The sequence below is a fragment of the Micrococcus sp. KRD012 genome (genome assembly GCF_017168555.1).
Lineage (GTDB): Bacteria > Actinomycetota > Actinomycetes > Actinomycetales > Micrococcaceae > Micrococcus > Micrococcus luteus.
The window spans coordinates 232,321-254,295 of sequence record NZ_JABFBB010000007.1; the positions used below are offsets into that span (position 1 = coordinate 232,321).

The following is a 21,975-nucleotide window of genomic DNA, read 5'->3' on the forward strand; positions in this document are numbered from 1 at the left end:
AGAAGAGACCCACTCATGACTCACGCTAACGCACCCCTGACCCCCACTGGCCGTCTCAGGATGGTCCACCGCCACCTGCACGACGGGATCCCGCAGGCACACGTGGCCGCCGAGTTCCGGGTGAGCCGGCCCACGGTGGCCACCTGGGTCGCCCGCTACCGCGCCCAGGGAGAAGCCGGCCTTCAGGACCTGCCCAGCCGGCCGCACCGTTCACCTGCCCAGCTCGATCCGGTCTTGGTCGCCCAGATCCACGCCCTGCGGCGGGAGCGCAAGTGGTCCGCACGGCGCATCCATCACCACCTCGTCTCCGAGGGCCACCGGGTGTGTCTTCGTACCGTGGGACGGTGGCTGCACCGACTCGGGATCTCCCGCCTACGGGACCTGACCCCGGCCGGAGAAGACCTGCGCCAACGACCCCAGAAGATCACCGCGAGAGGGCCGGGGCACATGGTGCACCTGGATGTGAAGAAGATCGGGAAGATCCCAGACGGGGGCGGCTGGCGCACCCACGGACGTGAAAGTGAAGCAGGCCGTGCTTCCAAGCGTGGTGCAGGCCGGCGGGTCGGCTACACCTATCTGCATTCGGCGATCGACGGGTTCACCCGGCTGGCCTACACCGAGGCGTTGGAGGACGAGCGGGCGGCCACGACCGTGAGCTTCTACTGCCGGGCGCGGGCGTTCTTCGCCGCCCACGGCATCACCGTGGACCGGGTGATCACGGACAACGGAAACAACTACCGGGCTGCGGACTTCACCGCGAAGGTGGTCTCGCTCGGAGGCCGGCATCACCGGATCCGGCCCTACACCCCGCGCCATAACGGGAAGGTGGAGAGGTACAACCGGCTGATGGTCGATGAGGTCCTCTACGCCCGCCCCTACACCTCAGAGCAGGCTCGGCGTGAGGCCCTGGCGGTGTGGGTGAACCACTACAACTACCATCGGCCTCATACCTCCTGCGGGGACGCTCCTCCGGCCTCGTTGGCACCGACCCGAGTCAACAACGTCATGCCCTCCTACACCTAGGCTGGGCGCCATGATCCGAGTAGTCGTGGCCGACGACCAGGCGTTGATGCGCACCGCCCTCGAGCACTTCGTGGCCCAGGCCGAGGACCTCGAGGTGGTCGGCTCCGCCGAGGACGGGGTCCAGGCCCTCGAGGCGGCCCGCACGCTGGCCCCCGACGTCGTGCTGATGGACATGCAGATGCCCCGCATGGACGGCGTCGAGGCCACCGCGCGCATCTCCGCCGAGGCCCCGGGCGTGCGCGTCCTGGCGATCACCACCTTCTCCTCCGAGCAGTACCTCGTGCCCGCCCTGCGCGCCGGCGCCGCCGGCTACCTCGTGAAGGACGCCCCGCCGGCCGAGGTGGTGGACGCCATCCGCCGCGTCCATGCCGGGGACGCCGTGTTCTCCGCCCGCGTGGCCGCGGACCTGGTGGAGGCCGTCACCGCGGCCCCCGAGCACACCGCCCCCTGCCCGGCCGAGCCCCTCGCCCCGCACGAGCGCCTCACCGAGCGCGAGCTGGACGTGGTCCGCGAGCTCGCCAAGGGCGCCTCCAACGCGGAGATCGCCGGCGCCCTGTTCCTCGCGGAGGCCACGGTGAAGTCCCACATCGGCAAGGTCCTGGACAAGTGGCAGGTCCGTGACCGCGTGCAGATCCTCATCCGCGCCGCCCGCGCGGGCCTCGTGGACATCGGATGAGCATCGCGGCGCCCGCCCCGGCTCGGACGACGACGGCGACGTCGCGCCCGCCCGCCGAGTCTCCCCTGGACTCCCGCCTGCCCGCGATCCTGCGCACGGAACCCGTCTCCCGGCACATGCGGATCGTCCTCTACGTGATCGTCGGGCTCATGGTGCTGGGGGAGATCCTCACCCTGGTGCTGGGGCCCACGGTGGCCGCCGGGCTGAGCGCTGACCCCGAACTCGCGGGCATCCTCGAGGAGGACGGCGGGCTGACGGGTGAGGGGCGGGAGCCGCTCCTGCGCTGGGTCCTGTTCTTGGCGAGCGTGCTGGTCACGCTGCTGTTCGGGTGGCAGCCCACCCTCGCGGCGGTGTTCGTGCTGCTCGGGAGCACGTTCGGTCTGGTGGGCCTCGTGGAGGCGGACCACGCGCACCTCACCCCGCAGGCGTTCAGTGGCGGGGTCGTCCTGGGCGCGGCCATGGTGACGCGGTACTCGCACCGGGTGTTCGTCTGGTTCGCCCTGGGCGCCCTCATCCTGCTCACCGTCGCGGGCGAGGTCCTCACCGACGGCACGTGGGCGGACGAGGACAGCCTCAAGGGCGTCATGGTCATCACGCTCATCGTCGCGCTGTGCGTGGCGGTGCCGGCCTTCATGATCCGCCGATCCCGGCATCGGGCCCGGGACCGCGAGGCGGCCCTGCGCCGGGCCGAGGAGGCCGCCGCCTGCGCCGCGGAGGCGGAGCGGCAGCGGATCGCGGCGGAGCTGCACGACGTCGTCGCGCACGGGCTCACCGTGATCTCGATGCAGGCCGCCATGCTGCCCACCCAGAAGGACCCGGAGAAGCGGGCCGCCGCGGAGAAGGCCATCGAGCAGGCCGCCCGGCAGTCCCTCGTGGACCTGCGCCGCATGCTCACCGCGCTGCGCGGCTCCTCCCGCAACGCGCAGACGGCGGAGGGGGACGCCGTCGTGGACCTGCCGGCCCGCCTCGACGAGTTCGAAGCTCAGCTGCACGCGGCCGGGTTCGCCGTGGAGCGCTCGCTGACCGAGCTGGACGAGCTGCCGCGCTCCCTGGAGCTGACCGTGCTGCGTGTGGTGCAGGAGTCGGTGACGAACATCCTCAAGCACGCCCCGCGCCGCGGCACGGTGCGCCTGACCTCGCAGCTCGAAGGCGCGGACCGCCTCGTGCTGTGCATCGCCAGCCCCATGGACGAGGGCGAGCCCCGCCGCGACCGCGTGGTGGTCGCGATGGCCAGCGGCTTCGGCCTGGCCGGCATGCGCGAGCGCGTGGCCGTGTTCGGCGGCACCCTCACGGCCGGCCCGCTGGGCGGCTGCTGGGTGGTCCGGGCCGAGCTGCCGCTGCGCTGAGCCGGGGCGGCAGCCGCGTCCTCCCGCGTCCTCCCGCGTCCTCCCGCGTCCGGGGGCGAAAGTGGGCGGTATCCGCGCGGGATACCGCCCACTTTCGCCCCCAAAGGGACGGGGCGGGGCCGACGACGGCGGCCCTCAGTCCAGCGGGACCGTCAGCCTCTCGCCGGGGGAGAGGGTGTGCTCGCGGCCGGCGATGACCATCGGCACGTCGTGCCACATGCCCTCGCCCGCGGCCACCGTCACCTCCCGCTGGGTCATGTGGATGACCACGGGCTGCTGGCGGAACCGGATGGTGAAGCGGGCGCCGGGCAGCTGGGCGGGCATGCGGGGGTGCAGCCGGACGACGTCGTCGCGCGTCTCGAGGCCCGCGTAGCAGCGGATCACCGTGTCCACGGTGCCCGCCATCAGGCCCAGGTGGATGCCCTCCTTCGTGGTGCCGCCCTGCGTGTCCGAGAGGTCCGACTCGAGGGCCTCCGTGAACAGGTCCCACGAGCGGTCCGGGTCCGTGCGGGCCGACACCCACGCGTGCACCAGCCGGGAGAGCGTGGAGCCGTGCGTCGAGCGGGCCTCGTAGTAGGTGACCATCCGCTCGAACGCCTCCTGCGGCAGCTCGTAGCCCATGCGGCGCAGGATCCGGTCCAGCTCCTCGGCGGAGAACAGGTAGCCGAGCATGAGGGTGTCGGCCTGCTTGGAGAGCTTGTACCGGTTGGTGGCGTCGCCCTCGGCCTGCAGGATCAGGTCCATGCGGCCGATGTTCCCGTACTTGGCGCGGTAGGCCTCCCAGTCGAACTCGAGCAGGTCCTGGTAGCCCTCGAACTGGGCGAGGATGCCGGCCTCCTCGCCCTCCTCGAAGAACGGCACGGTCAGACGGGTGCTGACCTCCTCCCAGCGCTCGATCTCCTCCTCGGAGATCTCCATGAGCTCGGGCAGGCCGTCGTCGATCGTGTCCAGCCAGCGGACCAGGCGGGCGGTCTCCGCGAGCACCCACGAGGTCAGCACGTTCGTGTACGCGTTGTTGCGCAGGCCGGAGCCGGGGGTCTCGGGATAGCCGTCGTGGAACTCGTCCGGGCCCATGACGCCGTGGATCTCGTAGCGGTCCGTGACGGCGTTGTGCAGGGTCATGGACATGAAGAACCGGGAGATCTCCACGAGCATCTCCGCGCCGTAGTCCGAGATGAAGGACGTGTCCTTCGTGATCTCGATGTACCGCAGCACCGAGTAGGCGATGTCCAGGGAGACGTGCCGCTGGTTGTGGGAGTTGTCCGGCATCCACATGCGCGAGCGCGGGTTCCACAGCTCGGTGGGCGTCTCCTCGGAGCCGTCCGCCCCGGACTGCCACGGGTACATGGCACCGGCCCAGCCCTCGGCCTGGGCGTTGGCGCGGGCCTCGTTGAGACGCCGGTAGCGGTACATCAGCAGGCCCCGGGTGATCTCGGGGCGGCGCAGCGTGAGCATCGGGTAGACGTAGATCTCGTCCCAGAAGATGTGGCCGCGGTAGCCCTCGCCGTGCAGGCCGCGTGCCCCCACGGAGGCGTCCAGGTCCCGGCGGCGGCCGTAGGCCGTCTGGAGCACGTGGAACGTGTGCAGGTTCAGGGCGAGCTGCTGGCGCAGCGACGCGCCGTCCTTGCCCATCGGGACCGCGGACCCCACCGGGGCCGAGTGGCCGGCGTCGACGACGGGCGGCGCGTATTCGCCGCCGGCCTCCGCCGCCGTGGAGCGGCGCTGATGCCGGTACGGCTCGGCCAGGTCGATGCGCACGGAGAACCGGTCCCAGTTGGTGCCCCAGCGCTGCTCGTGCAGGGTCAGCAGGTTGCGGAAGTTCTGGGCGCGCTGGACGTCCTTCACCGCCGACTCCCACACGGAGGCGTTGGCGTGGTCGTGGCTCGTGGCGACGGCGGCGATCTTCTCCAACACGAGCGGCACGCCCTCGTCCACGTGGAGGAGGATGTCCTGGCCGACCACCAGGTCCGAGCCGTCCACGGGGCGGCGGATGGGCTCGTGGTGGCCCACCGGCGCCACCTGGCGGGTGCGGGTGGCCACGGCCACGTGGATGCCGGACTGGTTGGTGGCGGTCTCGAGCAGGACGGTCTCGCCGTCGATCTCCCGGGCCTGGACCGGCTCGAGGTGCTGGTTGGCGAGGGTGCGGTCGTCGGAGACGTTGAGGTTGGCCACGCGGCCCTCGATCTTCGAGCGCACCGTGAGGTCCCCGGACCAGTTCTCCGCCACGACGGTCAGCTCGATCGCGGCGAGGTGCCGGTTGGCCAGCGAGGTGAACTGTCGGGTGTGGACCGTGGTGCGCCGGCCCTGCTCGTCCTCGAAGGTCATGGTGCGGGAGAGCACGCCGCGGCGCAGGTCCATCTCCTGGCCGTACTCCACGAGGTTCTCCTCACCCGGCAGCAGCGGGCGGCCGTGGCGCGGGGTCACCACGAGCGGGGTCCAGTCCTGGATGTTGACCATGTGCTCGGTCTCCACGACCCGGCCCTGGACCATCGAGGTCAGCCGGTTGAACACCCCGGCCATGTAGGTGCCGGGGTAGTGGACGGAGGAGATGTGCGTGCCGGGCACAGCGCCGCGGGTGCCCCAGTACCCGTTGGCCAGGGTGCACAGCACCTCGCGCGTGCCCTCGGAGGCCGGGTCGAAGCGGTCCCAGCGCAGCACCCACGCGGGGTCGAACGGGGTGGTGGTGCGGTCCTCCAGATGCAGGGTCCCGTAGTCCTGGACCACCAGGTGGGCGCCGGCCGCCTTGAGTCGGCCCTTGCCGAGCTCGGGCTCGCGGTCCACGCCGATCACGAGGCCGAAGCGGCCGTCCGAGGCGGCCTTCACGCCGGAGACGGCGTCCTCGAGGACCATCGCGTCCGCGACGTCGACGCCCAGCTCGCGGGCGGCCTCCCAGAACATCGCCGGGTCCGGCTTGCCCGGCAGCCCGCGCTCGACGGCGGTGTTCCCGTCCACGATCACGGGGAAGAAGTCCAGCACGCCGCCGGCCGTGAGCACGGCGCGGGAGTTCTTGGAGCTGGTGACCAGTGCGACCGGCACACCCTTGGCCCGCAGCCGCTCGAGGAGGTCCTGGGCCTCCGGGAACACGCGGACGCCGTCGCGCTCGAGGACCTGCTCGAAGTAGCCCTGCTTGCGCTCGGCGAGGGCGAGGACGGTCAGCTCCGGGGCGGCGTCCGCCTCGGGGGCGTCGGCCTCCGGCACCCTCAGGCCGCGGGAGGCGAAGAACGTGCGGACCCCGTCCTCGCGGGGGCGCCCGTCCACGTGGTGCAGGTAGTCGGCGGCGGCGTCGAAGGGACGCAGCACGTCCGGGTCCGCGGCGACGACGGCGGCGTTGGCGGGCAGCGCGCCCACGGCGGGCAGCGCCCCGTCGAAGAGCTCCTTCCACGCCTGCGCGTGCACGCCGGCGGTGTCCGTGATGACCCCGTCCATGTCGAAGATGACGGCGCGGTAGCGGCGGAGCCGGTGACGGCGGGCGTTCAGGTCCTGCGGAGCGGCGGGGGTGAGCGTCTGCGACATGGGAACCAGCCTACGGGCGGGGAAGTGGGGCCGCACGGGGAGTGCCGCGGCGATGTTCACCGCAGCGAGCGCGCCGTCGTTCCGGCCGACCGCACCGCAGCGACATCACAGCGGTTCTCAGCTGCGGTGATGTCGCTGCGGCGCGGTGGGTTCCGGGAATAGGGTCGTGCCGACGGGGCGGACGTGTGCCCCCGCGCGCCGGAAGCGTGGCCCGGGAACGAGCAGGACACACTCGGCGGAGATGGCCGGGGGGCGAAGGGCTCATGAACTGGATGATGAGCAAGTGATGGATGCTAAGCCGACGCGGTTGCGGAAGAAGGCGACGCGGGAGGAGATCCTGGCGAGTCTGCCGGTGCAGGCGCGGGTGCGTCCGGCGCGGTGGTTGCTCCTGTGGCTGATCGTCGTGGTGTGCATCGCGGTGTTCGTGTGGGTGATCTTCCGGCCGCCGGAGGATGTCTCGGCCGGGTTCGGGGTGTGGCGTGTGGCGTCGTTCATCGGGTTGGCGCTGGCGTTGGCGGTGCTTCCCGCCGCGACGATGGGTCTGTTCCGGCCTCGGCATGTCACGTTCGATGAGCGACGGGTGTGGACGCGGGACTGGTCCGTGGACTGGGCGGACGTGAAGGAAGTCCGTGCTGTGGCGCCAGAGTCGGAGCACACGATGAAGGTGGCGCTCAAGGTGGACGAGCGGCTGTGGAACGAGGGTGGTCTGCGCAAGGCCAACCGGTGGGACTCGGGACGGCCGTTGCAGGGTGGCGGGTTGACCCGTGCGCAACCGCTCGTGCTCACGCAACCCGCGCTCGCGCCGTCGGCTCTGACGCTGCTGCAGGTCTTCGTCGAGTTGAAGAAGCGGAACCGTCGGGCGGGGAGCCCGCGGTGACGCGCCCCGGCCCCCGTCACCGCCGCCGCAGCAGTGTGAGCACCTCCGCGTGCCGGGTCTGCGGGAACATGTCGAACAACTGCACCCGCGCCACCCGATAGCTCGGCATCCGGGCCAGGTCCTGTGCCAGCGTCGTCGGGTTGCAGCTCGAGTACAGCACGGTGGGCACACCCGAGTCCTCCAGCGCGTCCGCCAGCTCGGCGCCGATGCCCCGCCGCGGCGGATTCACGACGACGGCGTCCGGGCGGGCCCGCCGTTTCTCGAACGAAAGCGCCTCCGGAGCCCGCCGTTTCTCGAACGAAAGCGCGGAGGTGGCGTCGCCGGCGGAGAAGCGCGCCCGGTCGGCCAGGCCGAGCTCCGCGGCCGTCTCCCGGGCCGCGGCCACCGCCTCGGCGGAGGACTCCATGCCCCACACGTCTCGCACGCCGGCCCGGGCCAGGTGGAACGCGAACCCGCCCACCCCGCAGTACAGGTCCCACGCCGCCGCCGGCAGGCCGGCCTCGGCGACCCACGCCGCCGCCGTCGCGTACAGCCCCTCGGTCACCGCGGTGTTCGTCTGGAAGAACCCCTGCGGGCGCAGCCGCAGGCCCACCCCGTTGAGCCGCATGGTCAGCGTCGGCCCGCCGGCGAGCACGATCTCCTCGTCGCCCTCGGGCAGGGCCACGTGCTCGGGCAGCAGGTTCGCGCTCACCACGGCGGCGGGTGTCCCGCGCGCCGCGAGGTCATCCAGCAGCCCCGGCACCGCCGCGCGCAGCGCGTCCAGCCGGTCGGCGGAGCGCAGCACGAACCGGACCATCGCCTCCCGGTCGGGGGAGAGCGTCACGATCACGTTCTTCAGCTCGCCCGTGCGGGCGGCGACGTCGTAGGGCTCCAGCCCGGCCGCCGTCACCGCCGCCGCGCACGCCTCGAACACGCCCTCCATGCCGGCCTCGTACAGGCCGCAGTCGCGCAGGTCCACGCCGGCGCCGTCGTGATGGCGGGGGTGCTGCCGCGGGTCCAGGATGCCCAGCCGCGGCGCCGCCGCCGACCCCGTGACCACGAGCTTCGCCTTGTTCCGGAACCCGGCCTCCGCGGAGGCGAACGGCTCGGCCACGACCGTGTCCGCATCGAGCGCGTCCGCCAGCGCGGCCAGGACCGCGGCCTGCTTGTCCGCGAGCTGCCGGGCGTACGGCACGCCCATCAGCGGGCAGGAACGGCACTCGCCGACATCGAAGTGGGGGCACTGCACGGGCGTCGCCTCAGCCCTCGAGGCTGACCCGCAGGCCGGGCCGGTCCAGGCGGATCGCGAGCTGCTCGAGGGCCAGCTCGGCGGCCGCGGCCAGGTCCGCGTCCACGTCCATCACCATGCCGGTGAGCACGGGCAGGGCGGACTCGAGGTCCTCGGGGCGGGCGAGGGCACCCAGTGCGGACGCGGCCGACGCGCGGACCTCCGGGTCCGGGTCGGCACAGCCGGCCCGCACCGCGTCCACGAGGGTGCGGTCGACGGCGGCATCGCGGCGCAGCGAGCCGGCGCGGGAGGCGAGCACGAGGTGGGCCGCCGAGCGGACGTCCGCCTCGGGGGCGGTGAGCGCCCCGGTCAGGGCGGGCAGCGCGCTGCGGTGCCACGCGTGCATCAGGGCCAGGGCGCCGGTCGCGGCGGGGCTGAGGTCGCCGTCGTCGCCGGTGAGGGCGCGGGCGGCGCCCGAGGTGACGTCATCGGGAGTGGCCGCGCCGGTCATCAGGCGCACCGCCAGCCCGGCGACGGCGGCCTCCCCGCGCTCGGCGACGGCGGCCTCGGTGCGGCGGCGCAGGCGGTCGTGCGGAGTCTGGGGCTCCGCGGGCAGGGGGAGACGGTCGAAGGCGGTCATGGGTCCATTGTCCCCCGTGCGCGGACCCGCCTGGGGCGCGGCCGGGAGGTTCCCCGCAGACTCCTGGACGGGGCGTGACCGGCCGCACAGGGCCCGGACTCGGGTGATACGTTCGACGGCATGAGACCCCCCGGAGCCCTCGCCCTCGAATTCCGGGCGGACAGCTTCGATCATCCCACCGGCCTGGTGGACGCCGGCACCGTCATCTCCTGGATCGAGAAGGCCGGCTACGCCGTCGCGGCGAGTTGGGCCGGGACGTTCGTGCGTGCCCGCTACATGGGGCACACCCAGTTCCGGCACCCCGTGCCGGTGGACCGCCGCGCTGTGGTGCAGGCGCGCGTGGTCCACACGGACGGCGCCGAGGTGCACGTCCAGACCCGCCTGCTGCTGCCGGAGATCCGCGACGACGACGGCGACCCCGTGGTCGCCACCTCGTCCCTCGTGGTCTACGCCGCGGAGGAGGGCGGGGTGCCCGTGACCGTGCCGGTCTGGGAGCCCTCGACCCCCGGCCAGATCGAGCGCGACGAACAGGCCCGCCGCTCCACCGTGGCCCGCCGCGCCGTCGAGCGCGGCATGGCCCGACTGCCGTTCCCCGCGCCCGGGGAGGCCCCCGAGGAGATGAGCACCCTCGCGTTCCTGGCCCCCAACGCGGAGGCCACCGTGGGCGGCACCATCAACGCGGGCGCGATCCTGCGCTGGGTGGACGAGGCGGCCGCCGTCTGCGCCGCCCGCTGGACCGGACATGAATCCGTGGTCGCGGTGTTCGGCGGCGGTGTGCGCTTCGTGCGGAACATCCACGTGGGCGACCTCGTGCGCGTGGAGGCCCTCCTGGTGAACACCACGGAGCGGTCCATGCATGTGGCGCTGCGCGTCTACGCGAGCCGACGCACCGGGGCGGAGTCCCGCCTGGTGGCGCACTCGATCGCCGTCATGGTGGACGTCTCCGCGGAGGACCAGGCCCAGCGGGTGCGGCAGTACGTCCCCGAGAGCGAGAGCGCCAGGAGGCTGCAGGAGACGGCGGTCGAACTCGTGCGCATGCGCTCCGAGGTGAGCGCGGCCTGGACCGAGACGCGCCGCTCGCCCTATCCGCGCTGACGGGGCCCTGAGTAGACTGAGCGAATGCGTCGACCGTCCCTGCCGTCCCTGTCCCGCCTGCCGGTCCGTCGTCTCCTCCGGGGAGCGGCCGTGGCCGCGGGCGTCGGTCTCGTGGGACTGCCGCTGACGGTCGCCGCCGGGCTCACCGGCGTGGACATGGTCAAGCGTGGGGGCCGAGTGCGCCGACCCGCGCCGAACCCCGGCGTGTTCGACGCCCACGTGGAGGGCTCCGAGCTGCGCATCTTCACCTCGGGCGAGGACCTCTACAAGGAGATGATCGCCGCGATCGACGGAGCGCAGCGGATCATCAAGTTCGAGACCTACATCTGGAAGAGCGACCCCACGGGCCAGCGGTTCATGGACGCCTTCAACCGGGCGGCCGCGCGCGGCGTGGAGGTCTACGTCTCCTATGACGGGTTCGGGAACCTCGTGGTCCCGCCCCGCTTCTACCGTCAGCTGGACCCGCGCATCCACGTGTTCCGGCTGCCGGCCTTCGCCCGCCCGATCTGGCGAGGCGTGGTCCGACACAGCGGGTTCAACCACTCGAAGATCATGGTGGTGGACGACGAGGTCAGCTTCGCAGGCGGCTTCAACATCGGCGACGACTACGCCCGCTTTTGGCGGGACACTCACGTGCGCGAGCGCGGCCCGGCGGTGTGGGGGCTGGACCAGTCGATCTCCATCAAGTGGAACGCCCACCACCGCGCGGGCGAGCAGATGTCCTGGCGCCCCCCGGACACGTGGGACCCGCGCGTCACCGTGGCCGCGAACCAGCCGCCGCTCCTGGTCTACCCGATCCGGCTGAGCTACCTCGACGCCATCCAGCGGGCGCAGCACCGCATCCTCATCAACACGCCGTACTTCATCCCGGACCAGCAGGTCCTCGAGGCGCTGCTGCACGCGGCCCGGCGCGGGGTGGACGTGCAGGTGATGGTGCCGGAGGACTCCAACCACATCGTGGCGGACTGGGCCTCGCGCGGCTTCTTCGGGAAGATGCTCGAGGCCGGCATCACGATCCTGCTGTACAGGGCCAGCATGATCCACGCGAAGACCGCCACCGTGGACGGCATCTGGTCCACCGTGGGCTCGGCCAACGTCGACCGCCTCTCCCTGGGCTTCAACTACGAGTCCAACGTGGTGGTCGTGGACCGCGACTTCGCCGCCCGGATGGAGGAGATCTTCGCTCTCGACGCCCAGCGGGCCGTCCGGATCGACACCCCGCGCTGGGAGGACCGTCACGGCCTCGCCCGCGTGGTCGAGGCCCTGCTGGTACCACTGCGTCCCCTGCTCTGAGGACCCCGGGCGCTGAGCCAGACGTTTCTGCAGTTCTGACGCCCGATCCGCAGCAGAAACGTCTGGCTCACGCCCCCCGCCGCGCGAGCCAGACGTTTCTGTCGTTCTGACGCTCGATTCGCAGCGGAATCATCTGGCTCACGCCCCCTGCCGCGTGAGCCAGACGTTTCTGTAGTTCTGACGCCCGATCCGCAGCGAAATCATCTGGCTCACGCCCCCTGCCGACGTCTCCTGATCGTGCCGTCCCTCCCCGTCGCCGCCCGGGCTCACCCTCTCTCTTGCATACCCCTGGGGGTATACCTTACGCTCGTTCTCGACATACCCCAGGGGGTATCGGATGGACATCGAGACCCCCCGACCCGGAGGAGAACCATGCTGCTCGAGCGCATCTACGACGAGGACCTCGCCCAGGCCAGCTACGTGATCGGCTGCCAGGCGAAGAACGAGGCGATGGTGGTGGACCCCCGCCGCGACATCCAGGTGTACCTGGACCTGGCCGCCAAGAACGGCATGACCATCACCCACGTGACCGAGACCCACATCCACGCGGACTACCTCTCCGGCACCCGCGAGCTGGCCCACGCCACCGGCGCCCAGATCCACCTGTCCGGCGAGGGCGGCGAGGACTGGGCCTACGGCTTCGAGGGCAACCTCCTCAAGGACGGCGACACGGTGACGCTCGGCAACATCACCGTCGAGGCCGTGCACACCCCGGGCCACACCCCCGAGCACCTGTCCTTCCTCGTCACCGACGGCGCCTTCGCGGACGCCCCGGGCTACATGCTCACCGGCGACTTCGTGTTCTCCGGCGACCTCGGCCGCCCGGACCTGCTGGACGAGGCCGCCGGCGGCGTCGACACCCGCTTTGAGGGCGCCCAGCAGCTCTTCGCCTCCCTCAAGGCGAAGTTCCTGACCCTCCCGGACCACGTGCAGGTGTTCCCGGCCCACGGCGCCGGCTCCGCCTGCGGCAAGGCACTCGGCGCGCTGCCCTCCACCACGGTCGGCTACGAGCGCAAGTACGCGTGGTGGTCCGACTACCTGAAGAACGACGACGAGCAGGGCTTCATCGACGAGCTGCTCGACGGCCAGCCCGACGCCCACGCCTACTTCGCCCGCATGAAGCGCCAGAACAAGCAGGGGCCAGCCATCCTGGGCGAGCTGCCCGAGCTCGAGGAGCTGGACGCCGGGGGCGTGCAGGCGACGCTCGCCGAGGGCGCCGTGTTCGCGGACACCCGCGGTGTGGACGAGATCCTCGCCGGCACCGTGCCGGGCGCGCTGGCCTTTCCGTCCCGCGGCAAGGTCGCCACGCACGCCGGCTGGGCCTACGACCCGGAGAGCGACGACGCCGCCCTCGTCCTGCTCGCCGAGGACCGCGAGGACGCGCACACGATGCGCGACCACATGATCCGCGTGGGCGTCGACGCCGCCGCCGCGTTCACCACCTCCGTGGACGGCCTCACGTTGGAGCCGGTGCCCACCGTGCAGGCCGACGAGCTGCGGTCCCGCATCGAGGCCGGCGAGGTCGGCGCGGAGCAGGACACCGTGCTGGTGGACGTGCGCAACAAGACCGAGTTCTCCCACGGCACCGTGGCGGACGCCCGGCAGCTGAACGCCGGCAAGGTGCTCTTCCACCAGGAGGAGCTGCCGAAGGACAAGACCCTGGTGACCTTCTGCCAGTCCGGCCTGCGCAACATCGTGGCCGCCCAGGCGCTGCGCCGCGCCGGGTTCGACGTGATCGAGCTCGAGGGCAGCTACGCCGCCTGGCAGCAGTCCTGACACACCCCCAGACCAACCCCGAGGAGCCCCTCCCATGAGCGTCCACCTGTCCCCTCCCATGAGCGTCACCCTGTCCCCCGTCGCCCCGCGCGACCTGAAGGCCGAGCTGGCCGCCCGCCCCGACGCCGTCGTGCTGGACGTGCGCACCCCCGGCGAGTTCGAGACCGAGCACATCGCCGGCTCCTACAACGTGCCGCTGGACCTGCTCCAGGAGCACGCGGACGAGGTCGCCGCCCGCCTGGACGGCACCGCGGTGCTCGTCTGCCAGTCCGGCAGCCGGGCCGGCACCGCCCAGGACCGTCTGGCCCAGGCCGGCTTCACCTCCGCGCGCGTCCTGCAGGGCGGCATCTCCGCCTACGCCGAGGCCGGCGGCGAGGTCGTCCGCAGCGGCAACCGCTGGTCCATGGACCGTCAGGTCCGCATGACCGCCGGGTCCATCGCGCTGGTCGGGGCCGTGGCCTCCCAGGTCGGCTCGAAGCGGTTCGGCCTCATCCCCGCCGCGATCGGCGCGGGCCTGTCCTTCTCCGCCGTGTCCAACACGTGCGCCATGGCGTCCGTGCTGGCCAAGATGCCGTGGAACCGCCCCGCGCAGGAGCGCTCCGCGGGCGACGTGATCGGCCGCATCCCCACCGGCGCGGGGAAGCGGAGCTGACCCGTGATGTGGATCGTCCTCGCCCTGGCCCTCGTGGTCGGCCTGCTGCTCGGCCTCATGGGTGGCGGCGGGTCGATCCTGATGGTGCCCCTGCTGACGTACGTGGCCGGCCTCGAGCCGAAGCAGGCCATCGCGGGCTCCCTGTTCGTGGTGGGTGTGACCTCGCTGGTCTCAGTGCTGCTGCACTCGCGGCACGGCACCGTCCGGTGGCGCACCGGCCTGATCTTCGGCGCGGCCTCGATGGTGGGTGCCCTCCTGGGCGGCGTCGTCGGCGGCTTCCTGCCGGGGACCCTGCTGCTGATCGCCTTCGCGGTGATGATGCTCTTCACGGCGTGGGCCATGATCCGGCCCAAGAAGACGCAGCCGGCGGCCGCCCCCTCAGTGGAGGCCTCGGCTGACGTCGAGCCCCGCCGCCACCCGCTCGGGAAGATCCTGCTGGAGGGCGTCGTCGTCGGCTTCGTCACGGGCATCATCGGCGCCGGCGGCGGGTTCCTCGTGGTCCCCGCGCTCGTGCTGCTCGGCGGCCTGCCGATGTCCGCCGCGGTGGGCACGTCCCTGCTGGTGATCGCCATGAAGTCCTTCGCGGGCCTCGGCGGCTACCTGACCAGCGTGACGCTGCCGTGGGACCTGCTGCTGTGGGTCACCGGTGTGGCCGTGGTCGGCGGGCTGATCGGCGTTCCGCTCGTGAAGCGGGTCCCGGAGAAGGCGCTGAAGAAGGGCTTCGGCTGGTTCGTGCTGGCCATGGGCCTGGTGATCCTCGTCCGGGAACTCATCGGTCTCCTCGTGTGACCTCCGGCGACGTCGCCGGATACCCCTGGGGATATGATTCCCCTCCCCGCCACCGTGACAAAGGAGGTCGCCGTGCGCACCGCCGACGCCGAGACCCAGCGCAAGATCCTCAACCGCCTCAAGCGGGCCCGCGGCCAGCTGGACGCCGTGATCCGCGAGGTCGAGGGCGAGGGTCGCTGCAAGGACGTGGTCACGCAGCTCTCCGCCGTCTCCACCGCGCTGGATCGCGCCGGCTTCGCGATCGTCTCTGCGGCCATGCAGTATTGCCTCGCCGACCCCGAGAAGGCGGAGGACGAGGAGAAGCTCACCGTCGCCGAGCTCGAGAAGCTCTTCATGACCCTGGCCTGACCGGCCACCCCGAAGCCCCCTCGCCGAAAGGATCCCTCATGTGCCGTCCTGCGCGCTGCCGCGTCTGCCGCAGGGCCACCTGGGCCGGATGCGGCCGGCACGTCGAGTCCGTCAAGGCCGTCGTCCCCGCGGCGCAGTGGTGCGATGGCCGTCACTCTGATGCCGAGCGCGACGCAGCCCGCGCGGGCCGTGCCGGGGCCGCAGGGTTCTTCGCGAGGCTCTTCGGGCGCTGAGCCAGGCGTTCCGGGGGCGTGAGCCAGATGTTCGTGCTGTTCTGAGGGACCCTCAGCAGCGGAAACGTCTGGCTCACGCCCCCCGTCTGGCGTCGCTCAGTCCTCGTGCGGGTCCGCCAGCGGGTGGTTCGGCAGCCGGCTGTCCGGGGTGCGCCCGCGGCGTCCGACGACGACGGCTGCTGCCCGACCTCCTCGCCCGCGGCTGGGGCACAATGAACCCGGCCCACGTCGGCCCACCTCACTGCGGCCCCACGCGGCCGCGCGCCCATCCCGACTCCCTGGGAGCCCCATGCTCTGGACCCTGCTCCGCCGTCACGGCCGGCGCTATCGCGGCGCCGTCGCGGCCGTCGTCGTGCTGCAGCTGATCAGCACGCTGGCCATGCTGTACCTGCCCAGCCTCAACGCCCGCATCATCGACGAGGGCGTAGCCCGCGGTGACACCGCCCGCATCTGGGACATCGGCCTCGTGATGCTCGGCGTCGCGCTGGTGCAGGTGGTCGCCGCGATCGCCGCCGTGTGGTTCGGGGCGAAGGCCTCGATGGGCGTCGGCCGGGACCTGCGCCGCGCCGTCTACACCCGCGTGGACGCGTTCTCCGCGGAGGAGCTCGGCCGCTTCGGCGCCGCGACCCTCATCACGCGCGGCACCAACGACGTCAACCAGGTCCAGATGCTCACCCTCATGGCCCTGAACTTCATGGTGGCCGTGCCGATCATGGCGGTCGGCGGCATCATCATGGCCATCCGCGAGGACCCGGGCCTGTCCTGGCTCGTGTGGGTCTCCGTGCCGGTGCTGCTGGTGATCGTGGCGTGGATCGTCGCCCGTCTCATGCCGCTGTTCCAGCGGATGCAGGACAACATCGACGACGTCAACGGCGTGATGCGCGAGCAGATCCAGGGCATCCGCGTGGTCCGCGCGTTCGTGCGCGAGCGCCACGAGACACGCCGGTTCACGGACGCCAACGCCGCCCTGACGGAGACGTCCGTGCGGATCGGTCGGCTGTTCGTGCTGCTCGGCCCGGTCATCACGATGATCCTGCACCTGGCCACCGCCGCCGTCCTGTGGTTCGGCGGCCAGCGCGTGGACGCGGGGCTCGTGCAGGTCGGCGCGCTCACCGCGTTCATGCAGTACCTGCTGCAGATCCTCATGGCGGTGATGATGGGCACCTTCATGATGATGATGCTCCCGCGCGCCGTGATCTCCGCCCGCCGCATCGGCGAGGTCCTGGACACCGTCCCCACGCTCGGCGAGCCGGTCCGCCCGGTGACCCCCGAACGTCGCGACGGCGCCGTGGAGCTGCGCCACGTCACCTTCCAGTACCCCGGCGCCGAGGCGCCGGTGCTCGACGACGTCAGCTTCGCCGTCGCCCCCGGCACCACGACGGCGATCATCGGTTCGACCGGCTCCGGCAAGTCCACGCTGATCAGCCTGCTGCCGCGGCTGTACGACGCGACGTCCGGCGAGGTGCTCGTGGACGGCGTGCCGGTGACCGACCTGGCCCGGGCCGAGCTGACCGAGGCCGTGGCCCTCGTGCCGCAGAAGCCGTACCTGTTCTCGGGCACCGTGCGGGAGAACATGCAGTTCGGGGCCCCGGACGCCTCGGACGAGCGCATCTGGGCGGCCCTCGAGACGGCCCAGGCCGCCGACTTCGTGCGCGCCCGCACCACCGGCAAGGGAGAGGCGGCCGCCTCCGGTCTGGACTCGCGGCTGTCCCAGGGCGGCACGGACGTCTCCGGTGGCCAGCGCCAGCGCCTGTCCATCGCGCGTGCCCTCGTGGCCGAGCCGCGGATCCTCGTGTTCGACGACTCGTTCTCCGCCCTGGACGTCACCACCGACGCGCGGCTGCGGGCGGCGCTCGACCGCGCGGCGGCCGGGGTGACCCGGATCGTCGTCGCCCAGCGGGTGGCCACCATCACCGACGCCGACCAGATCATCGTGCTGGACGAGGGCCGCGTGGTCGGCCGCGGCACCCACGCCGAGCTGCTGGCGGACAACCAGACCTACCGGGAGATCGTGGACTCCCAGCTGACCGCGGAGGACGTGGCATGAGCGAGCACCTGACGGACGAGGAGATCCTCGAGATCCAGGAGCAGGGCGCCACCGACGACTGGGGCGGCGGGCCGGCCCGCAAGGCCAAGGCGTTCTGGCCGTCCGCGAAGCGGCTCATGAGCCTGTTCCGCACGGAGAAGCTGGGGCTGGCCGTCGTCGCCGTCATGGTGCTGGTGGCCGTGGTGTTCAACGTGTGGGCGCCGCGCGTGCTCGGCCGGGCGATGGACGTGATCTTCGGCGGCGTGGTCTCCGCGCAGATGCCCGGCGGGCTGAGCCGCGAGCAGGTCATCGACGGGCTGCGCGCCCAGGGCGAGGACCAGGCCGCGGAGATGCTCTCCGGCATGGCGTTCACACCGGGCGAGGGGATCGACTTCACCGAGCTGGGCCGGCTGATCCTGATCGTGCTGGCCATGTACCTCGTGGCCCAGCTGTTCATGTGGCTGCAGGGCCGCGTGCTCAACGACCTCGTGATGCGCCTCGTGTTCCGCCTGCGCGAGGACATCGAGGCCAAGATCAACCGGCTGCCGCTGAGCCACTTCGACCGCGGGCAGCGCGGCGACCTGCTCTCCCGCACCACCAACGACGTGGACAACGTCCAGCAGGCCCTCCAGCAGGCGTTCGCCTCGCTCGTGTACTCGGCGCTGACCGTGATCGGCATCGTCGGCATGATGTTCTGGCTGTCCTGGCAGCTCGCGCTCATCGCCCTGATCGCGCTGCCGGTGGCCGGTGTGGTCGTGGGCGTGATCGGCAAGAAGTCCCAGGCGCTGTTCTCCGCGCAGTGGCGGGAGACGGGCCGGCTCAACGGGCACATCGAGGAGTCGTTCACGGGGCATGAGCTGGTGACCGTGTTCGGCCGTCAGCGGGACATGGCCGCGCGCTTCGACGAGCGCAACGAGGAGCTGTACGAGGCCGCGTTCACGGCGCAGTTCTACTCGGGGATGATCATGCCGATCATGCAGTGGGTGAACTGGCTGGGCTACGTGGGCATCGCGGTGGTCGGCGGCCTGCGCGTGGCCAACGGGCAGATGACCCTCGGCGCCGTGACCGCGTTCATCCAGTACTCGCGCGAGTTCAACCAGCCGCTCGGGCAGATCGCCGGCATGTCCAACATGCTGATCTCCGGCGTGGCGTCGGCCGAGCGCATCTTCGAGCTCCTCGACGAGCCGGAGGAGACCCCCGACGGCACCCCCGCCCGCGCTTTCGTTCGGGAAACGGCGCCCTCCGAGAGCGCTTTCGTTCGGGAAACGGCGCCCTCCGCCATCCCCGGGCCCGACGGCGTCGCCCACCTCCCGCGCCCGCTGCGCGGTCGCGTGGAGTTCGAGCATGTGCGCTTCTCCTACACGCCGGAGAAGCCGCTCATCACGGACCTGAACTTCGTGGCGGAGCCGGGGCAGACGGTCGCGATCGTCGGGCCGACCGGTGCCGGCAAGACCACCCTGGTCAACCTGATCATGCGGTTCTACGAGGTGGACGGCGGGCGGATCCTGCTGGACGGCGTGGACACCCGCACGGTCAGCCGCGGCGAGCTGCGCGCCGCCACCGGCATGGTGCTCCAGGACGCCGTGCTCTTCGGCGGGACCATCCGGGAGAACATCCGCTACGGCCGACTCGACGCCACGGACGAGGAGGTCGTCGCGGCGGCGAAGGCCACCTACGTGGACCGTTTCGTGCACACCCTGCCCGACGGCTACGACACCGTGATCGAGCAGGACGCCGCCAACGTGTCCGCGGGCGAGCGGCAGCTCATCACCATCGCCCGTGCGTTCCTGGCCCAGCCCTCGCTCCTGATCCTGGACGAGGCCACCTCCTCCGTGGACACCCGCACCGAGGTGCTGGTCCAGGGCGCGATGGCGGCGCTGCGCTCGGACCGCACGAGCTTCGTGATCGCCCACCGCCTCTCCACCATCCGGGACGCGGACGTCATCCTCGTGATGGAGGACGGCGACATCGTGGAGCAGGGCTCGCACGATCAGCTGCTGGCCGCTCGCGGCGCGTACTTCCGGCTGTACAGGAGCCAGTTCCAGGGCGGGGAACAGGCGGAGGAGCAGGACGACGACGGCGCGCCCGCCGCGCGCGAGGACGCCCGCTGAGGCCGGGGCTGGATGGCGCCGGCGCCCAGCCACTGGCCGCTGGCGTCGCTGCGACACGGGACCACCCGATGACCTTCTCGATCCAGGTGCCGGTGAGTTTCACGAGCCCGCACCTCTCCGGAGCCGGAGGTGTACGGGGCTAGGGCGCGCGGCGGTGACGGGAGTATCGAAACCCGATCGTCGGGCCACCCCTGCCGGTGTGGCCGCGCTCATTCGTCCCCTGAGATTGCGCATCCGTCACGCGCAGGACCCTCTTGACTCCCTGGTGGGGCACGTCTGTGGACCGACCGAGAATTCTCTGGACACAGGGCGAGCACCTTCATAGAGTGTGACGCAGATCACGACTGAGCGTGAACCATAAGGAGGAGCGACATGGGTATGAAGCAGCGGATTTCTAAGGTCGGTGCCGGCGTGGCCGTCGCTGGACCGTTGGCCGTCTCCGGTGCGGTGCCAGCGCAGGCGCTGACGGACTCCGGTCGGCAGGACTGCAGCGCAGGACTCCTCCTGTCGGGCACCTACGGCTACTGCTACTACCCGTACTGACTCGCCGGCACCGATGACTTCATTACGCATTCCTGCGACGGCCGCCCTGGTGGCGGCCGTCGCCCTGACCCTCACCGGCTGCGTCGGTCGGGAGTCTGCGGGCCTCGGCGGTTCATCCACGGTCGCCGCTCCCCCCACCGCGACGGCCGAGAAGACCTGGGACGCCTCGCAGTGGGTTCCCACCGAGAGGATCGAACCCCTCCTGACGACGGAGGCGGAGAAGGAGCGCGCCTACCGTGAGCAAGTCGCGCGGCACGCTCAGGGGGCGGGAATGCCCGCGCCGCCTCAGGTGGAGCGCTCCGGGTGGTACGCCACGTCCCACGAGTCGGACCGCATGGTGTCCACATGCCTGGCCGAGGCCGGGTGGCCGAACTCGGTCGGTCCGACCGGGGGAATTCAGATCGACACCCCACCTGAGTCCCAGAGGTCTGCTTTCGAGGCGGCCTACGTGACCTGCTACGCACAGCACCCGGTGGATCCGAGCTACACCCAGGACTGGACCGATCCGCAGCTCCGCCTCGTCTATGACTACTGGGACCAATACCTCATCCCGTGTCTCGAGGCCTACGGCTACACGGTCGACACCTCCGCGCGCCCCTCCAAAGAGGCATTCGTCTCCGCGTTCTACACTCCAGGCCGCCACCAGTGGTGGCCCTTCGCGGACAGCATGAGGGGCGTGTCGGCAGAACGCCAGGCCGAGGTCGCGCAGACATGCCCGGAGCTTCCGCCGCAGGATGTCTTCTGGGGGTCATCCGGATGAATCGCCCCGCCCGCTGGGCCGCCCTCGTCCTTGCGCTCGTGGCCGTCGCCGCGCTCGCCTTCTGGGCCGGCCGGGTCACGCTCACCCCTCCGGCTCAGGCCGAGCAGCGTCCGGCCGCGAGCGCCCTCGTCACCGTCGCCGAGCAGGAGCTCGGCCGCGTCATCACCCTCGGCGTCTCCGTGTCGCGCGAGCAGACGCCGGCGGCGGTGAACGCGCTGACCGGCGTCGTCACCCGGGCCGGAGAGTCCGGCGAGGTGGCTGCCGGGGAGGTGCTGTACGCCGTCGCCCAGAAGCCCGTGCTCGTCCTCCAGGGCGAGCTTCCCCAGTGGCGCCCTCTCGGGGAGGGCACTTCCGGCGACGACGTCGCCGCGTTCCAGCGCATGCTCGCCGCCACCGGCGCGAAGGTGGAGGCCACCGGCACGTGGGACGAGGCCACCGCGGACGCCTGGGACGACTGGCTCACCGAACGCGGCTACCCCGCCGCGGACACCGTGGAGCTCGGCCAGCTCGTGGTCCTCGACGCCCTCCCCGCGCCCCTCAGCGTGGACGCGAAGACCACCGCCGTCGGCACCACCCTCGCCGGCGGCGAGAACGTGGTGGCCCGCCCCGGCGACCAACCGGACTTCGCCCTCGAGGTCAACCAGGAGCAGGCCGCCCTCATCCCGGCCGGCACCCAGGTCACCGTGCCCCACGGCGAACACGAATGGAAGGCCGTCGCCGGCGAGTCCACCTCCGACGAGCAGGGCCTGATCCGCATCACCCTCACCGCCCCGGACGGCGGCGTGGTCTGCGGCGAGGACTGCGACACCCTGCCCGCCGACGCCACCACCTCCCTGCTCTCCCAGGTCAGCGTGGTCCCGCCCGTCTCCGGGCCCGTGGTCCCCGTGTCCGCCCTGCGCACCCAGCCAGACGGCGCCGCGACGGTCACGGTGGTCCGGGACGGCGCCGCGGAGGACCGCACCGTCACCGTCCTCGGCTCCGCCGACGGCCTCGCCGTCGTGGACGGCGTGGACGCCGGCGAGCAGGTGCGCGTGCTGAACGGCACCCGATGACGGGGCCCGCCACCC

The 21,975-nt window shown here is 71.8% G+C and carries 18 protein-coding genes; 15 read left to right on the plus strand and 3 right to left on the minus strand.

The window, feature by feature from the left end; translation table 11 throughout:
* Positions 1–15 precede the first annotated feature (15 nt).
* Genes J1M37_RS04425 through J1M37_RS04435 form a run of 3 tightly spaced genes read left to right on the plus strand, consistent with a single transcriptional unit; the run spans position 16 to position 3,045 of the window.
* On the plus strand, positions 16–1,023 hold the full coding sequence (locus J1M37_RS04425) for an IS481 family transposase (protein WP_206452181.1): 1,008 nt from the start codon (positions 16–18) through the stop codon (positions 1,021–1,023).
* A 10-nt stretch (positions 1,024–1,033) separates the two neighbouring features.
* Positions 1,034–1,699, plus strand: coding sequence for a response regulator transcription factor (locus J1M37_RS04430; protein ID WP_036316202.1), 666 nt, complete (start codon positions 1,034–1,036; stop codon positions 1,697–1,699).
* Complete coding sequence (locus J1M37_RS04435; protein ID WP_052007003.1) at positions 1,696–3,045, plus strand: sensor histidine kinase; 1,350 nt, start codon at positions 1,696–1,698, stop codon at positions 3,043–3,045. The genes J1M37_RS04430 and J1M37_RS04435 overlap by 4 nt, the downstream gene beginning before the upstream one ends.
* A 135-nt stretch (positions 3,046–3,180) precedes the next feature.
* Here J1M37_RS04435 and J1M37_RS04440 read toward each other — a convergent pair whose 3' ends face one another.
* Positions 3,181–6,558, minus strand: coding sequence for a beta-phosphoglucomutase family hydrolase (locus tag J1M37_RS04440; protein WP_206452182.1), 3,378 nt, complete (start codon positions 6,556–6,558; stop codon positions 3,181–3,183).
* A 286-nt stretch (positions 6,559–6,844) separates the two neighbouring features.
* Here J1M37_RS04440 and J1M37_RS04445 point away from each other — a divergent pair, with 286 nt between their 5' ends.
* Positions 6,845–7,435, plus strand: a complete 591-nt coding sequence (locus J1M37_RS04445; protein ID WP_036316210.1) for a hypothetical protein — start codon at positions 6,845–6,847, stop codon at positions 7,433–7,435.
* Between the two features lie 16 nt (positions 7,436–7,451).
* Here J1M37_RS04445 and rlmC read toward each other — a convergent pair whose 3' ends face one another.
* Both rlmC and J1M37_RS04455 read right to left on the minus strand, forming a co-directional pair.
* Complete coding sequence (gene rlmC / locus J1M37_RS04450) at positions 7,452–8,663, minus strand: 23S rRNA (uracil(747)-C(5))-methyltransferase RlmC (protein ID WP_206452183.1); 1,212 nt, start codon at positions 8,661–8,663, stop codon at positions 7,452–7,454.
* Between the two features lie 10 nt (positions 8,664–8,673).
* On the minus strand, positions 8,674–9,282 hold the full coding sequence (locus tag J1M37_RS04455; RefSeq protein ID WP_020628173.1) for a HEAT repeat domain-containing protein: 609 nt from the start codon (positions 9,280–9,282) through the stop codon (positions 8,674–8,676).
* 120 nt (positions 9,283–9,402) lie between these two features.
* Between J1M37_RS04455 and J1M37_RS04460 the strand changes: the two genes are divergently transcribed.
* The 11 genes from J1M37_RS04460 (at position 9,403) to J1M37_RS04510 (ending at position 21,960) form a co-directional block, all read left to right on the plus strand.
* Positions 9,403–10,377: an acyl-CoA thioesterase gene (locus tag J1M37_RS04460; protein WP_098094091.1), complete on the plus strand. Its 975-nt coding sequence runs from the start codon at positions 9,403–9,405 to the stop codon at positions 10,375–10,377.
* 24 nt (positions 10,378–10,401) lie between these two features.
* Positions 10,402–11,670 (plus strand): phospholipase D-like domain-containing protein, encoded by a 1,269-nt coding sequence (locus J1M37_RS04465; RefSeq protein WP_144820123.1) that lies wholly within the window; start codon positions 10,402–10,404, stop codon positions 11,668–11,670.
* A 372-nt stretch (positions 11,671–12,042) separates the two neighbouring features.
* Positions 12,043–13,446 (plus strand): MBL fold metallo-hydrolase, encoded by a 1,404-nt coding sequence (locus tag J1M37_RS04470; RefSeq protein ID WP_036384546.1) that lies wholly within the window; start codon positions 12,043–12,045, stop codon positions 13,444–13,446.
* Between the two features lie 34 nt (positions 13,447–13,480).
* Positions 13,481–14,098 (plus strand): rhodanese-like domain-containing protein, encoded by a 618-nt coding sequence (locus tag J1M37_RS04475; protein WP_241250825.1) that lies wholly within the window; start codon positions 13,481–13,483, stop codon positions 14,096–14,098.
* A 6-nt stretch (positions 14,099–14,104) separates the two neighbouring features.
* The gene (locus J1M37_RS04480; protein WP_081339249.1) at positions 14,105–14,887 is read left to right on the plus strand and encodes a sulfite exporter TauE/SafE family protein; all 783 of its coding nucleotides are present in this window, start codon (positions 14,105–14,107) and stop codon (positions 14,885–14,887) included.
* A gap of 72 nt (positions 14,888–14,959) precedes the next feature.
* Positions 14,960–15,235: a metal-sensitive transcriptional regulator gene (locus tag J1M37_RS04485; RefSeq protein WP_036384544.1), complete on the plus strand. Its 276-nt coding sequence runs from the start codon at positions 14,960–14,962 to the stop codon at positions 15,233–15,235.
* 522 nt (positions 15,236–15,757) lie between these two features.
* Positions 15,758–17,515, plus strand: a complete 1,758-nt coding sequence (locus J1M37_RS04490; protein ID WP_206452184.1) for an ABC transporter ATP-binding protein — start codon at positions 15,758–15,760, stop codon at positions 17,513–17,515.
* Positions 17,512–19,605 carry an ABC transporter ATP-binding protein gene (locus tag J1M37_RS04495; protein ID WP_206452185.1) on the plus strand — a complete coding sequence of 698 codons (2,094 nt, stop codon included), beginning with the start codon at positions 17,512–17,514 and terminating at the stop codon, positions 19,603–19,605. Before J1M37_RS04490 ends, J1M37_RS04495 begins: the two co-directional genes overlap by 4 nt.
* A 372-nt stretch (positions 19,606–19,977) precedes the next feature.
* Positions 19,978–20,148: a hypothetical protein gene (locus tag J1M37_RS04500; RefSeq protein WP_020621742.1), complete on the plus strand. Its 171-nt coding sequence runs from the start codon at positions 19,978–19,980 to the stop codon at positions 20,146–20,148.
* Between the two features lie 49 nt (positions 20,149–20,197).
* On the plus strand, positions 20,198–20,908 hold the full coding sequence (locus J1M37_RS04505) for a hypothetical protein (protein WP_241250826.1): 711 nt from the start codon (positions 20,198–20,200) through the stop codon (positions 20,906–20,908).
* The gene (locus J1M37_RS04510; protein ID WP_020621740.1) at positions 20,905–21,960 is read left to right on the plus strand and encodes a hypothetical protein; all 1,056 of its coding nucleotides are present in this window, start codon (positions 20,905–20,907) and stop codon (positions 21,958–21,960) included. Before J1M37_RS04505 ends, J1M37_RS04510 begins: the two co-directional genes overlap by 4 nt.
* Positions 21,961–21,975 lie beyond the last annotated feature (15 nt).